Raw genomic sequence first — 14,213 nt, forward strand, 5'->3', positions numbered from 1 at the left:
GTTTCACCCGTCCTCCAGCCGTTCACGACGCTTCTGGAACTCATCTTCGTCGATTTCTCCTCGTGCGTAACGGCGTTGGAGGGTCTCCATCGCGGAATCCTCACTCTCTGAAGGTGTATCCCCTCGAGCCGTTGCCCAGTAGAGGAGTCCGCCCGCCAGCCCCAGCATTCCGAGTGCCCCACCGACGAACGGGACGCCGCCCCACCCGCCCCTCGAGCTACCCATCATTCCCCCTCCGCCGGGCCCCATCATGCCGCCATCGGTGCTCCCGCTTCCCTCGACGTCCGAGCCGACGGCCACGGCGCCGTTCTGGACGATCGTCTCGCTATCGGGGACCTCGCCGTCGGGGATCGCGCTCTCTTCGGCCGGACCGCCTGGACTGCCGACGACGATCCGACCGACCATGCCGACCGTCTCGTGCGGGATGCAGTAATAGTCGTACGTGCCGGGCGCCTCGAAGGTGTGCTCGAAGCTCCCCTGCGAGATGGTCCCGCTGTCGAATGCGCTGGCGTCGGATGGAATCCGGTTCTCGTAGGCCGTCGCCGAGTGTCCACCGGCTGCTATCTCGAAGCGGACGGTCGTACCGGGTTCAACGTGGAGCCCGATCGGGTCGAAGTAGTTGTTGCCCATCTTCACGACCGGCATCTCCTGTGCGCTGACTGGCTGAGAGATCCCGACACCGGCGACTGCGCCGGCACCGAGTACTCCCAGGAACTGACGTCGATTATAGTTCGTCATGAGGTTTGAATTAGTCTGGTGGTCGTTATGTTCGCACGACATCGACGATACGTTGGGCGAGTCCAGACGACTGCTGGGTCGCGCTCTCGATAGCTGACTCCAAGTCGGTCCGGTCGACGATGCCGATGAATTCGGCGGTCTGTTCTCCGTTCGCGTAGACGAGTGTCGTCGGCGTCTTCCGGACGCCGTATTCCTCGGCCGTTTCCAGATCTTTCTGGATGTCGACCTCCTGGAATTCCACATCCGGGTACGTGTCCTCGAGGCCGTCGTTTTTCTCCCGCTGTGTTGCGCATGCCCCGCACGTCTCCTGGGTGAAGAGGATGACTTCGGTCACATAGTATACTATGGTCTTGTAACTTAACCACATTACTATTCAGAATCGTAAGCTGAGAGTGTCCCAGATCTTTGATTCGAAGGCGGGCTCACACAGTGGTGATATGTGATAGCCTGACAAATGAAATCGTGTACACAAGATTGGAGGATCCGCATCGTGGTGAGTACTCGTTGGTCTACTCCGTCCGTCCGAGTTTGTCGCGGCGGGATTCGAACTCTTCGTCAGTGAGGTCGCCGCGAGCGTACGCCGTGCGGAGTTCCTCCATCGCGGGATTTCGAGGCGTCTGGCCTTCATCCGCACGTCGGAAGACGAGGTAGCCACCGCCGAGGAGGATGAGGAGGACGATGGTCGTGGTGTCGAGCTGGTTCGACGAACATCGAAGATCAGGCCTCCGGCGTGGATTCGTATTCGTCGCCGACAGCCGAGAGAACACGCTCGAAGCTTTCGGTGACTTCGGTCGCGATGGAGTCGAGCTCATCGTTGTCTGCGATCCCGACTAATTGCTGCGGATCGACGGCACTCACAATGATATCGCCGTCATCGGTCTCGTAGACGATAACGTTACACGGGAGGAGTGCGCCGAGTTCGATTTCTTCGGTCAGTCCCTCGTATGCCAGCGGGGGATTGCATGCACCGAGAATGCGGTACTGGCGGAATTCTTCACCGAGTTTCTCCTTGAGCGTCGCCTGGATGTCGATGTCACAGAGGACGCCGAATCCTTCGTCTTTGAGCGCAGCGATTGTCGTGTCGACGACGTCGTCGAACTCGCCGGTTACTGCTGTTTGTATTGTATAGTCCATTATATGCAACACTCTTTCTATATGGTTAAGGGTTGGGTTCCAACACGACGGCCGTTGGGTGAGAGTGACAACGGCTGGAATCGCAACGGATCCAGTCATCCGGTTCGTTCGAGTTCTTTTCGCCGTCGATCGAATTCATCGTCCGAGAGCTCACCGCGGGCGTAGCGCTCACGGAGAACCGATAGCGACTGCTCGTCGCTCCCGCCGGATTCTCTATTGAGGAGCGCATAGACGATGTAGAGCGGGACGGCGAGGAGGATCCCCATCCAGAGGAGTCCCCAGAGCCCCATCGCTCCGCCGAAGAGGCCCCAGCCGCTCCCGCCCATCATCCCGCCACCGTGGGCAGCAGCCGTTCCAGTCGATGCGACCAGCAGCGGGACAGCGAGTAACGCGAGTCGACGAGCAGTGCGTCCGATGTGAGTGGTGAATTGCGTCATTGTTTCAAGTTGGTGAATCGAGGTGTTCGGGTGAAACGATCGAAACGATCGGGCCGTCAGCAGTGGCCCTGCCCGTACATCCCGCCGTTGTAGTTGCCGTCAGTCCTGTCGTGGTATCTGTTGTCTGGCCCGTCGTGGTATTCCTCGTCAGCCATGTCCTGGGCCATTTCGTCGACAGTCACACCCATGTGCGACTCCATCCACTCGACGCTACCAGGACCCATGTGTTCGGTCATCTGCACTTCCATCCAGGTAGCCCAGTCATCTGCGGTGGCATTGTCCGTGGGCGCGTCGTCAGCGGTCGTGTCGTCGCCGTGTGCGCTGACAACGGGTACGGCAAACGTGAGTCCGACGATCGCGAGCGCCACGAGCAGCCATCCTCCGAGGTTTCGGTTGGTCATTGTCTTTTGCCTCACGTAGTCATACGACGGGTTCGGGGTTATCCTCGTGGGTGTAAATCCAAACAGCAGACCGTTCGAGAACGTCTATAACCGCTTCTAACCGTTTTTCTCCACGAAGGTCGTTCATACCTGCAGAATTCGAGAGGGAGAGCGCCCGATAGATAGAGACTATTGTCCCGTGTGTTGCTGCCGAAGAGCATCACTCGGATATACGCGATAAGTCCGACCTTGTCGTTCCCGATACAGCAGACCGCGCTCTTCGAGTGAACTCACGGTCTGGCTCACTTTGCTCTTCGAAAACTCAGATCGATCCCGAAGTTCGATCTGTGTGATTCCGGGAGACTTCAGGACTGGTTCGAGGACGCGTCGTTCATCATCCGGTAAGAGAGCGAGCACGCGCGCTTGCGGATCCGATTCAGGGTTGATAGACGTCGTTGGTGAAGTTTCCTGATTCATCGATGTAGGTGTTGCCGCCGATGTCTGATCGGAATCGATATGCTCCGCTGAGTTCGCCTCTTCCGAGTCGGTGAGATTTCCTCGAACCACGTAATAGACGCCACCGATAACACCTGCGACCAGCAGAGTTCCGACCACATACCAGAGAGGGTTTGGACCGTGCATCGCCCCCATAGAGGAATCCATCATCGAACCCATCGATTGCTCGATAGCGCGACGCTGTTGATAGGCCTGCCAGCTGAGTGCCCCGCCGGCTAGGAAGACAAATCCGAGGAGCACACCGACGGCAGTATCTGCTCGACGGCGATTCATATGACAGCCCCGAATTGCGATACTTGACTATTCATACCGTCTATTTGGGCGCATTAGGTGTGACAATTGTGGATTGAAACTGTGATGATGACCCCTTCACAGCGGATGAATCACAGTGCGATCATCAGTGGTCGTGATCATGGCTTGCTATCTGCGGGCTTTGATCAGCAAATTCCGTGGGTTCTTCTTCGAACGTGCGCTTGCAGGTCTTCGAGCAAAAATGGTACGTCGCCCCATCATGGGACGCGCTCGCCCCCTCATCGTTGGTTCGCATCCCACAGACCGGATCGCGGTACTGCCCAGGTGCGCCGAGCCCCCGCCGGTAAACGTATAGGAGGAACCCAGAGAAGGCGAAGGCAATGAGGTTGAGGTAGAAGGTGTAGTCGAGTTTGAAGTAGGTCTTTTCAGTTGCTGTCTCCCCACCAGCAAGGTTAGGAACAATATCTAAAGCATCGAACAGCAATTCCATAAGGAAGCCACTGAACGCCATCGTCACGAAAAAGACACTGAGGATATACAGCATGACTTTCCACCCGTAGTACTTCCGGTAGACGTTGAGGACGGGGATTGTAATCAAGTCGGCATAAACAAATGCAATAACTCCCGCGAAACTGACGCCACCTGTCCAGAGAGCGACCGCAAACGGAACGTTGCCTATACTGCCGACAAAGCTGATGACGGCAACAGTGACACCCATAATGGCATTCTCAGCGGTTACAAGGAGCCCATCTCCCTGGATAAACAAAGTTTCCCAGACCCACTGCGGGATGAAGACGATCACGAAACCCGAGATGAGAAAGCCCGCGATGATGTCCGTCCAGATCATCGACCACTCCTTGCGGTACTGATTTCCGATCTTGTACCAGCCACCCCACGACAGCAATTCCTCACGCCACCCACCATGGCTTGATTTCTCCTGGCGATATGTCTCCATACAGCCCGCCGAACAGAACTTCAGCGTCTCACCACCATCGGTCTCGAGTGTGTGCTCGTCTGTCCCTTCCATTCCGCAAGTAGGGTCTTCCGTGACGCCTGACTCGCGGTCGCGCTCGTTAAGCGTCTCCCGAACTTCGTCGAAGAGGTTCTCAGGGAGCGTGAGGTGGACGATAACGGCCATGACGGCAATAAGAATGAGCCCGCCGAGCAGTTCAGCAACGAGGAACTCCCACCCTAGTAGAATCAGAATCATCAATCCGAGTTCGATGATGAGGTTCGTCGACGCGAACATGAACGCGAGGAAGTTCACCGCATGGGCCCCTTTCTTGAACAGGCCTTTCCCGATGGCGACGGCCCCGAAACTGCACCCACTGCTCGCCGCGCCGAACGCAGTCGCCTTGGTGAGACCACTCAGGTCGCCATCGCCGAGGACGCTGGCCATTTGCTCCTTAGAGACATAAACCTGGACGAGACTCGTGATTGTGAGGCCCATGATGATCGCCCACGCCGCCGTCCAGAGAAACCCGACACCGATGCGCAGGGATTCGAGAACGCCGTTGAGTATCGCCTGCATAGTTGAATTATCGTAGGGATAACCTATTGCAATTGTCCTTAGAAAACATCCGCTTTCAGAGTGTCCAAACTATGGAAACAAAAGCGTGAATCAGACCAATCACGAAAAACGAAAGTAAAATCAGTCATTCATGTCCTTCGCAGACAGAGCGTGCGAGTGTCATCGTCTGTTCCCAGAGAAATCCAAAATCAACGTCTTCTCTGGTAGTCACAATCGGTGTTTCTCGAATATACGAGTCAGTCCTGAGAGTCTCTCACAGACAGTCAGCGACATCAGTCCGTGAGATTGGCCGGGCACTGGCATTAATATCGACACCGTGTACGTATTCTCCGGTTCGCGGTGCGTCCGTGCATCCACCGGGCCGTACGATCGTTCAGTCGAGGTCACTTTGCATAACAAGTTCTTCTTGTCGCGCTTTGTCTACCATCAGAACGTGGAGAGCGGTTGCGTTTGCAATTCGGACATACCATGGAACGGCATTCGGCTTTAACTACGACTCACACCTCGGTTGTGTAGCGGTAGCGAGCATTTCTTGGAGTATCAGTCGTTGCTGGTGGATTTTCTGTGCATCCTTGATCAGCCGCTGCCGATACGTGGTTCCACTCTTACAGCGTGTCATAGAACGGCTCCCAACCCCGTGCCGGTCATCGGTGATTGGTTGGTGTGTTATTCGGTTCCCTGGAATACAGCAAAAAGGAAGGTAGCGAGGCCGAGAACGATGAAGCTGATAATTGCGTAAACCGTCTCAGCACCCGGAGTTCATCCTAACACCAACCCACTGAGAAGGCTCACAGCCATGAGCATGAGGATAATAAGCCCATCTAATCGTCTCTTGAGTTCCGCGTCACGCATATGTCACATGACACCTGCGGCTAGGACCACAACCTCCGAAGCAACACTCCTCCGCTTCACCACGTTCAAGCTCACAGTCCTCACCTCCAACCTGTTGTCTGGCACGAAACTATCGAATATGCTCAGTTCTGTTGCATCGATAAGCGCTATCCGCCACAGGACTGCGACACTGCTTGTAGTCAAGTAATGACAATATTAATACGAGTTGGCTTTGCTGAGTAACCCGTGTATCAATTCACCCCTGATGCGGTCGATAAGAAGCGCGCCCACCACCAAGCAGTCAAGCAAGGCGCGGACGATGTCGCAGTCAAGCGAATCGGGAATCTCGGCGAAATCGCGTTCGAGCAGTTCTGCCGGGAGTACCTGCCTGCCGAAATGTGGGAGTGGGAAAATGAAGCAGCGATACGGCGATGTAACGCGGAAAGCTTCTCCGGCCATGATTTCGACGTCTTCGGCTACGAAGTGGACGTGAAAACCTCGCGTGACGTGTCTGCGTTCCTCCCCGAAACGCTCGTCGAAACTGATTCTGATGACGACATTATCGTGATGGTGTGGCACCGAGACACTGAGGACAGCCTCATATTACTTGGGTGGGAGCACGTTGCAACGCTGGAATCGAAGGTCGCTACTGAGGAGCAATTCTCCGGTGATTCCCCTGCGAAACTAGAACACCTTGCGACGCGCCCGATGAACGATCTGCGAGATCTCGGACCAAACACGGCGAACATGAACCAGACACCCGAAAAGCCGAGTGAACGGCCGACGTCCGCTTTACTCGCCCTCGTCGCCGGCGCCCACGTCCTCTCCGCTCTTCGCTTCGGTGTCTCCCCAGTCGAGGTCGCGGGACCTGTCGGTCTCTCGGAGGATAAACGGCCCGATTGAGAGTGTGCGCTTCGTCACGGTCACGATGCGGAGGATGTAGGATACTAGTACCCTGTTGCACGTTCAAAATTAATTCACTGGACGACGCAGTTGGACCTGAATTTGATCCAGCAGTGATGAGTCGGACTCAGATGTTACTCTTAATCTGATAGATGCTGCTGGATAGGGCGGTAATCTCCCTTGATTAATCAGAATCCAGTCACGAATGCGAGCCGCCTGAGAGCGATGCCTCTCAGGCGGCGGCATCCGCGCGGATACCGAACCGGTCAGATGAGGCGGCTTGGAGATCGTATCAGTCCTGGTTTGTCGTGGCGTTGTGCGGTTAGTGACGCCGCAACCAGCGCAACCGCGGAGAGAACGACGTGTGTCTCGACGTTGTTCTCCTTGCGTGCGCGGACGCGATCAAGGCCAGTGAACGACTTCAGCCGCGAGAAGACCCGCTCGACACCTGCTCGCAGGTGTCGATGCATCCGCTCTTTGATCGCCTGGAAAATGTACGTCTCCTCAACGCTCCCTGCCTCAACGCCGTATTCCGAGAGAAGGTTTTGCGGCAGGCGCTCCAGCGCGTCGTATGGGCTCTCGATCTCCTCGCCGTGTTCCTCAAACAGTTCTTTGATTTCTTCCTTGATCGTCGCTAACGGCGACGATCTGCGGGGATTGATCGCCGTCAGCAACGGACAGTCAAGGCGGTCTTGGCAGAACTCACGATTGCCCTGACTGTCGAAGCCAGCATCGGCCAGCGCCGCCTGAAGATCGTCGGTGTCGTACCGCTCATCGAAGTCCTCGATGAGCGGTTCAAACGCCGCAGTATCGTTTCGCTTGCCGGTCTCCATCGTGATGGCGACCGGCAACTCACTCGCTGCATCAACGACGAGATATACCTTGTACCCGTAGAACGAGCCTTCGTGTTTGCCCCAGCTTGCGCCTTCAACGTCGCCGTTTTCGATCTCCTCGCGCGTATTTGCCCAGGCGGCGATGTGTGTCCCGTCGATCACGACGAACTCGCCAGCATGGTCGTGATCGGCGAGCAGTTCGCAACACATCGACTGGAGGCAGTCACGGAGTTCCTCTGGCTGAAGCTCGTCGAAGGCTCGCCAGAGGGATGTCCCGTCGGGGACATCCTCTGGCTCGGTATACTCCAGTGCTTCGCGGAAAGAGTGGTTGCGCCGGAGACGGCGTTCGAGGGCGTCGAATGAGTCGCCCTCGAACTGCCGCAACACGAGTGCAGCAGCTCGTTCCGGCGTGATGGACTGGATCTGTGAGACTGCGACCGAAAGGAACGTCGCAACGAGTTCATCTCGGTAGAGGTAGCCGTCGTCAGCCGGATCGTCTGGCGTGACATCGGTTGGCTGGTCGGTTTCGCGCTGGGTCAGCTGGTCGTCCCGTCGGGACGGCCAGCTGTGGGCGTAGACGGTGGTATCTTCCCAGTCAGCGGCGTGAACCTCGCCTTGGTCGGCGAGTTTCTGGAGTGGCCGGTAGCAGCGACGACCGAGTAGATCGTTTGCTTCGGGTGCGGTAAGTCCAGATGGACGGCAGAACGCGAGATGCTTGAGAGTAGCTTTAGTGGTTTCCTTGCGGTGGAAGACGGCTTGGCCGTCATCCACCTCGGGACGCCAGAAGCCGTCGTGGGTAGAGCGGTGACCGACGACGTGCTTACTGGCGACGTATTCGCTGTTGTGGTTCAACGAGGTGTAGAAGGCGTCTTGAGCGGCGATCTGGGTGATGTACCACGCCGGCACGTCGGTGCCGGCGCGGAGCTCTTGTTTCGAGGCGACCTCTCCGTGGGTTCGAAGGTACTCACGAACGGCAGTCTTATGAGAATCAACTGTGTTCTGGTCAGTGTCGGATTCGGTATTGGACATACCTTGAATCCGACTTCTAGTCTAGTGAAAGTGACTATTTCTATCGGTAGTGAACGCTAGACGATGGGTCTGAACTAATCTCGAAAGCGTGCAACGGGCTAACCCACTCAGTTCTCAGGTTCGACGGGGATTTCGACGCCGCCGCCTGTCCTGTCGCCGGACCCGTCCGTCTCCACCGCCTCGGCGAGGTCTTCCAGTGCAAGCGCGACGTTGCGCTTGTTCGCTTTCCAGAGCGCGTCGATCACCGTACCAACGTAGGGGATTGAGCCACCCGCCACGTCGATAGTGATGTTGGCGAGCATCTCCACCAACGCCGTATAGGAGACGCCGAGATACGCCGACTCGGCGACGATGTACAGAGAGAAGGCGGCACTCACCAGGTCGCCAGCGACGGGGAGTGCTCCCAGAACGGGGTCGATTCCGATGCGGAAACCGATGCCGGGAACGCGCACGCTCTCGTCGAGTATATACGCGACCGTCTCCAGCCGCTTGAGCGCTGCCTCGTCGACGTTCTCCGGTATTTCACCATCGTAATCTATGTCGAACCGCGATTCGAAGGCCGCGGGCATGAAACCATGCTTCGGGTGGGAGACGGAAAACCTGTGGGGTGGATGTCGTGGGACACGAGTTGGAGTTCGACCGTGAGCTACTATCGTCCCATTCTGGGCCGTCTATCGCCTGCATCTAGCAGTTCGGGTCTGAAGCGACCCTCGTGGGTACTTCTGAAGGAGTGAAGACCCCCAGATATACCCCTCGTCAGCGACAACCCTGTGGCATGGCTGAACTCTGTGATAAGTGTGGGACTGAACTTGACCCATCGCAGGCCCGCCACCAGCAATACCAGATCAAGCACGCGTCGGATTCGATCGAGACGCTGGAGGGCCGTCTGTGTTCGGATTGTTTCTGGGATTTCAAAGAGTGGCTCGAAACGGAGCAAGTCACCTAACGGCATTCCGAAGATTGCCCGACACATGCTCTGTGGCGGTCACCGCGTTACTTACTGACCGTATGTGCGGAGTTTCTCAAGCGAGTGCTGAACGTATCGCGCGTATGCACCACTGAATGTGACCCGAAACGAGTGAGATCCGATCCCAGATCACGAAATCAACCAAACCATAATAAAGGCCAAAGCCTCTTCAATTGGCAATGGGAGTGCAGCAGACCTTACAAAATTTCCTCACGAATCCGATGTACCTCGCAACGTGGGGGGTACTCGTCGCGCTTTCACTCTCGGTACTCATATGGGATCTCCGGAAGAACAACTCGGAACTTCCAAGTTTGATGAATTTCGTCTGGGGGTTCACGGTACTGTACTCCGGGCCAATCGGTCTCGCCGGCTACTGGTGGTCAGGCCGGACGCAGATTGACCACGACTCACTCTGGCGGAGGGGCTTTCGCTCGGTCAGCCACTGCTATTCAGGGTGCGGGACCGGGGAAGTCCTCGGCGTCTCTATTGCGGTCGGTCTGCTTGCGTTCAAAACAACCGGCACGATTCTTCTCTCCTTCTCATTGGCGTACTTGGGCGGGTATCTGTTGACGGTTGGGCCGCTGATGCAGGAAGGTGTCGGGCTCAATGAGGCGCTCAAAGACGCCTTCTACTCGGAGACCGCCAGCATCACCGTCATGGAGATCGTCGCCATCGGAACCGATGTCTGGCTCGCCGGCGAAGCTGGGATGGGTGAGATCCTGTTCTGGACGGCACTGGTGTTCTCGCTCACGATGGGGCTTCTTGCAGCGTATCCCGTCAACCTCCTGCTCATCCACTTCGGCGTCAAGGAAGGGATGATGAACCCAGCGAAGATGAGTGCCTGAACAGTTGGTTCTGAAGCACAGCCCATGAGATCAGTGCTGAATGAAGCCTTTGTGTCGGTCATCGCATTACTGACAGACACTGAGTAGTTTGGAAAGGCACTGCTGCATACACAGCGCTTATCTTGTAGATGACATTTCGATGGATTTGCTGTTTGGTGGTCGTACGTATATATCGACATCAGGTCGGCTGGAGTGATCGTACGGTGTGTTCAAGATAATCCGACCGATAGCCAGCCCTACTGTTATCCCCCTGGATCCCCTCCCGTGATATATGGCAGATGATAAACAAGGCCGAGATGAGCAAGCGGATGACGAAAAACGTCGCCAGCGAGAGCGGATGCAAGAGGAGGCACGTACCCACGACGATGAAGAAGAGCCGATGCGCGTTGACCCTGATGAAGGGCTTGGTGATCTTGATGAAGCGCTCAAATCGCACGACTATCCAGCCACGACAGATGAGTTGGTTGAGGTCTATGGCGACTATGAACTTGAAACGCAGAGCGGCAAGCAATCCCTGGAGGACGTACTCTCTTCAACTGATGACCAAATATATGACTCAGCCGAGGACGTTCACAGACGGATACTGGAACTCATAGGGCGATAACACAACGGCCCAACACACTTATCTCGCAAATTGGGCCGCCTGTGCTCAAAATAAACTTCGTCTGTAGTTACCTCTTTGCTGAATCCACTCTCTCTGTGTCGGTCACCGCGTTACTGACCGTATCTGGGGGGTTTGTCAAGCGAGTGCTGAATGTATCGCGCGTATCATCGTGAAAAGACGATGAACAGACAGGTTCAGTTGCTCTCGTCGATAACTCCGGGATCTGGCTCGAATTCCGTGACTTCCGCCTCAATGATGTCGCGCTCGAAATAGAGGAGTTCAACGGCAAGCACGACGACGGCGATACCAAGCACGATATAGAACGTGTTTGGTTCCCGAGTGTACAGGTTGTACATCATCAGCGGGCAGAACGCCAGCACACCGACTGTTCCGATTGCGGGGATGAGAGCGTTCACCTCGTCGTGATCACGCTGGCGGAACGCGAGGTAGCTCATCGCCCCGAACACGAGAATGAACGATAGCGATGCGAACGAGGTGATCGCACCGAGTCCCCCGAACCACGGAAACGCTCCAGTGATGGCACCCAGTACGAGAACTGTCCGCTCGGGAATGCCGTCAGTACCCGAACTTCCGATCTGATCGGGGAGGAGGTCGTCACTGAGCAGTCCCTTGGCGAAATGCGCTGACGAGAACAGAGTCGCGTTGATGGCGCTCCCTGTCGAGAACAACGCCGACAACGCAAGGCCGACCGCTCCGAGTTGTGCCAGCCCGTAGGGCTGCATCATCAGTGAGGCGGCATCCTTCAGCGCGACATGTGGGTGGGATGTGAGCGCCTGCGGAACGAGGGTCACCGTCACCATTCCCACGAGGATGTAGATTGTAACAGCGACCGGGATGGAGATGTACACGGCCGTCCGGATGGTATCGACGGGATTCTCGATGCCCTCTTGGTCGTAGTTCAGGAGCTGCCACCCTGGAACGCCACGAACGAGATGGCCGCCGCCATGAGGGGACCGAAGCCACCAAGCTGGCTGAACGCATACTCGAACTGCCCACCACTGAATCCGAACGCATACACCAGCCCGAGAATACCGAACACGACGAGAATGCCGACCTTCAACGCGACGAGGACGTTTTCTGCGGCTCCGGCAGTGCCAGACAGGATTGATTGTTCGTGCCGTGTTGAATAGATACTGAGTCGCGGTTAGAAGGTCTTACAGGGCGGTTCTACGTCGAGATAGCGAACATCAGGATGATTTCGCGGAACTGTCGATACCAGCCCAGCGCTTGCACGGCATCGCCGAGCGAGCGCTTCGTTGTCGAGTATGAAGTTTCGGCCATCCAGCGCTGAGAGTAGCCTTTTGCGCGAATGAGAGCGTTATGTCCCAGCGTGAGTGGCTTCGATCCACGCTGTAAGATGAGTGGTTCGACGCCAAGCGCGTAGAACTCGTATTTCGTGATCAGTTGTGGAACGCTTTGTCGGCAGCTACGGACAGCAGGTCGTCCGCCGGGGCGAGTTCCGAATCGAAGAACGGTGTTCCCCGTGTGTACGTAGTTTTCCAGTCACAGCGACCACACCAGATTCGTGTGAAGTCGTCGAGTGCCTGAAGACTGTCCTCGCCGCAATTCGGACAGGAGCAAGCGGTCCAAATCGCCTTGATTCGCCGCTTGATGATGGTGTCGAGCGGCTCCGGCCGAAACTCTATTACACCTGTTTCAGCAAGATCCGCAAGCCTCTCGCCGAGAGCTGGGCGATTGTTGGACACATCTGTTCCTGCCTCGGCGGGAGGCACTACTACTGTGGGCTGGTTCCGCTACTCTACAGAAGAGCGGTAAACAATCTCGACTGCACTCCACCGGGGCGACGAGTCACAACGTGTTTTCCTTCCCAGTTACATATCGAATTGACGCGTCGATTGCTGCGAGGTGGGGCATTAGCTCGATGAATGTTCGGTCGGCGTTTTCGACCAGCTATGAGTGTCAGACACGCGATAGACGGTGTATCAATTCCCTCGCTCTCGGAGTTCTTCGAACGGTATGGACTCGCGCTCGTGATGGTCGCGAGCTATTTCGGGTCGGGGTCAGTATTCATTGCGAGTTCCGCCGGAGTCAGGTTCGGCTACACACTACTGTGGGCTGTCGTCGGTGCGGTGCTCCTCGGCTTCGTAGCACAGGACATGAGCGCCCGACTCGGTATTCACGGCGATTCATTGGGCGCCTTCGCCCGAGAGAAACTCGGGTCAACGCTTGCGACCGTCGTGATGGTCCTGCTCTCGGCCGGCTGCGTCGCGTGGACGCTCGAACTCACCGCCGCTGTCGGAAAGGGTATCGTCGTCCTCCTCGACCTCCAGGCGATCGGCTGGGAACCCTTTGCCTACCTGACGGGACTCCTCGCCATCGTAATCGGCATCCTCAGTTACGACGCCGTCGAGAAGATCATGGTAGCGATGATGTTCGCCCTCCTGGTCACGTACGTCGTCGTCGCCGGTGCGAGTAGTCCGGACCTCACCGCCGTCGTCGCCGGCTTCGCCCCGACAGGGCTATCGCCGAGCTCGATGGCCCTCACCGTGAGCATCCTCGGAACGACCGCACTCTGGCCGAACTTCTTCCTCGAGTCACGACTCGTCGAGGAGAAGGGCTGGACCGACCGCTCGGACATCCCCACGATGCGTCGCGATCTCGCGATCGGCTACACCGTCGGTGGTATCACGACCATCGCGATCGTCATTGCCGCCGCCGCGGTCCTCCGGCCGGCGGGCTACGAACAGCTTAAGACGTTCCTTACGCCCGGAAAGGCGCTCGCGTCCGTCCTCGGTGAGTGGGCAATGGTCGTCTTCCTCGCCGGCACGCTCGCAGCCGCGTTCAACAGCATCATCCCCATCATGTGGGCGCCCGCCTACATGATCCCCGAGGCCATCGGCGGTGAGGTTGCCGACAGCACCCGTGTGTTCAAGGCGATCTACGTCGGTGGCGTCGCGCTCGGCAGCCTCTCGCCACTCGTCCATCAGTACCTCGGGCTGAGCGTCATCGACATGATCATCCTCTTCCCGGCGTACAACGGCGTCGTCGGCCTGCCCATCACCGCTGTCCTGCTGTTCTGGGCGGTCAACGACAGCGACATGATGGGCGCGTACACGAACGGCTGGAAGTTGAACGTCATCAATAGCGCGCTCATCCTCCTCGCCATCTACTCGGCGTGGAGTGCCGGCCAGTTCGTCATCAACGCCATCTTCACTGGCGGGATCTGAGGCG

15 protein-coding genes and 5 pseudogenes are annotated in these 14,213 nt (G+C 57.1%); 5 read left to right on the forward strand and 15 right to left on the reverse strand.

From position 1 onward, the window contains the following. Positions 1-3: 3 nt before the first annotated feature. The 8 genes and pseudogenes from QYL91_RS11000 to QYL91_RS11035 form a co-directional block, all read right to left on the reverse strand. A complete protein-coding gene (locus tag QYL91_RS11000; protein ID WP_302080545.1) occupies positions 4-738 on the reverse strand; it encodes a plastocyanin/azurin family copper-binding protein in 735 nt (244 codons plus the stop codon). A 25-nt stretch (positions 739-763) separates the two neighbouring features. Continuing rightward, positions 764-1,072: a thioredoxin family protein gene (locus tag QYL91_RS11005; protein ID WP_302080546.1), complete on the reverse strand. Its 309-nt coding sequence runs from the start codon at positions 1,070-1,072 to the stop codon at positions 764-766. A gap of 175 nt (positions 1,073-1,247) precedes the next feature. Beyond that, positions 1,248-1,418: pseudogene (locus QYL91_RS11010) on the reverse strand (SHOCT domain-containing protein); the annotation flags it as partial. 37 nt (positions 1,419-1,455) lie between these two features. Further along, positions 1,456-1,872, reverse strand: a complete 417-nt coding sequence (locus tag QYL91_RS11015) for a DUF302 domain-containing protein (RefSeq protein ID WP_302080548.1) — start codon at positions 1,870-1,872, stop codon at positions 1,456-1,458. Positions 1,873-1,967: 95 nt separating this feature from the next. Beyond that, positions 1,968-2,309 (reverse strand): SHOCT domain-containing protein, encoded by a 342-nt coding sequence (locus QYL91_RS11020; RefSeq protein WP_302080549.1) that lies wholly within the window; start codon positions 2,307-2,309, stop codon positions 1,968-1,970. Between the two features lie 56 nt (positions 2,310-2,365). Then, positions 2,366-2,710, reverse strand: a complete 345-nt coding sequence (locus QYL91_RS11025; RefSeq protein WP_302080550.1) for a hypothetical protein — start codon at positions 2,708-2,710, stop codon at positions 2,366-2,368. A gap of 168 nt (positions 2,711-2,878) precedes the next feature. Further along, positions 2,879-3,478 carry a helix-turn-helix transcriptional regulator gene (locus QYL91_RS11030; protein WP_302080551.1) on the reverse strand — a complete coding sequence of 200 codons (600 nt, stop codon included), beginning with the start codon at positions 3,476-3,478 and terminating at the stop codon, positions 2,879-2,881. 124 nt (positions 3,479-3,602) lie between these two features. Continuing rightward, positions 3,603-4,988, reverse strand: a complete 1,386-nt coding sequence (locus QYL91_RS11035; RefSeq protein ID WP_302080552.1) for a permease — start codon at positions 4,986-4,988, stop codon at positions 3,603-3,605. Positions 4,989-6,065: 1,077 nt separating this feature from the next. Here QYL91_RS11035 and QYL91_RS11040 point away from each other — a divergent pair. Continuing rightward, positions 6,066-6,590: pseudogene (locus QYL91_RS11040) on the forward strand (DUF7961 domain-containing protein); the annotation flags it as partial. Between the two features lie 21 nt (positions 6,591-6,611). Here QYL91_RS11040 and QYL91_RS18310 read toward each other — a convergent pair. The 3 genes and pseudogenes from QYL91_RS18310 to QYL91_RS11050 all read right to left on the reverse strand — a co-directional run. Next, positions 6,612-6,773: pseudogene (locus QYL91_RS18310) on the reverse strand (DUF7972 family membrane protein); the annotation flags it as partial. Positions 6,774-6,988: 215 nt separating this feature from the next. Further along, complete coding sequence (locus QYL91_RS11045; protein WP_302080554.1) at positions 6,989-8,584, reverse strand: transposase; 1,596 nt, start codon at positions 8,582-8,584, stop codon at positions 6,989-6,991. Between the two features lie 107 nt (positions 8,585-8,691). Continuing rightward, positions 8,692-9,153 carry a DUF4112 domain-containing protein gene (locus QYL91_RS11050; protein WP_302080555.1) on the reverse strand — a complete coding sequence of 154 codons (462 nt, stop codon included), beginning with the start codon at positions 9,151-9,153 and terminating at the stop codon, positions 8,692-8,694. A gap of 206 nt (positions 9,154-9,359) precedes the next feature. Here QYL91_RS11050 and QYL91_RS11055 point away from each other — a divergent pair, with 206 nt between their 5' ends. The 3 genes from QYL91_RS11055 (at position 9,360) to QYL91_RS11065 (ending at position 11,000) form a co-directional block, all read left to right on the forward strand. Further along, entirely contained in the window at positions 9,360-9,530 is a 171-nt protein-coding gene (locus QYL91_RS11055) for a hypothetical protein (RefSeq protein WP_302080556.1), read from the forward strand. 200 nt (positions 9,531-9,730) lie between these two features. Then, positions 9,731-10,396: a DUF4396 domain-containing protein gene (locus tag QYL91_RS11060; RefSeq protein ID WP_302080557.1), complete on the forward strand. Its 666-nt coding sequence runs from the start codon at positions 9,731-9,733 to the stop codon at positions 10,394-10,396. Positions 10,397-10,667: 271 nt separating this feature from the next. Beyond that, complete coding sequence (locus tag QYL91_RS11065; protein ID WP_302080558.1) at positions 10,668-11,000, forward strand: DUF5789 family protein; 333 nt, start codon at positions 10,668-10,670, stop codon at positions 10,998-11,000. 194 nt (positions 11,001-11,194) lie between these two features. Here QYL91_RS11065 and QYL91_RS11070 read toward each other — a convergent pair whose 3' ends face one another. The 4 genes and pseudogenes from QYL91_RS11070 to QYL91_RS11085 form a co-directional block, all read right to left on the reverse strand. Then, positions 11,195-11,869, reverse strand: a complete 675-nt coding sequence (locus QYL91_RS11070; protein ID WP_302080559.1) for an APC family permease — start codon at positions 11,867-11,869, stop codon at positions 11,195-11,197. Between the two features lie 50 nt (positions 11,870-11,919). After that, on the reverse strand, positions 11,920-12,081 hold the full coding sequence (locus tag QYL91_RS11075) for a hypothetical protein (RefSeq protein ID WP_302080560.1): 162 nt from the start codon (positions 12,079-12,081) through the stop codon (positions 11,920-11,922). Between the two features lie 84 nt (positions 12,082-12,165). Then, positions 12,166-12,469, reverse strand: a pseudogene (locus QYL91_RS11080) (IS5/IS1182 family transposase); the annotation flags it as partial. After that, positions 12,452-12,727, reverse strand: a pseudogene (locus QYL91_RS11085) (IS1595 family transposase); the annotation flags it as partial. The pseudogenes QYL91_RS11080 and QYL91_RS11085, both read right to left, overlap by 18 nt. Before the next feature lie 207 nt (positions 12,728-12,934). Here QYL91_RS11085 and QYL91_RS11090 point away from each other — a divergent pair. After that, positions 12,935-14,209 (forward strand): NRAMP family divalent metal transporter, encoded by a 1,275-nt coding sequence (locus QYL91_RS11090; RefSeq protein WP_302080561.1) that lies wholly within the window; start codon positions 12,935-12,937, stop codon positions 14,207-14,209. Positions 14,210-14,213 lie beyond the last annotated feature (4 nt).

The sequence above is a fragment of the Salinibaculum rarum genome, assembly GCF_030505615.1.
Lineage (GTDB): Archaea > Halobacteriota > Halobacteria > Halobacteriales > Haloarculaceae > Salinibaculum > Salinibaculum rarum.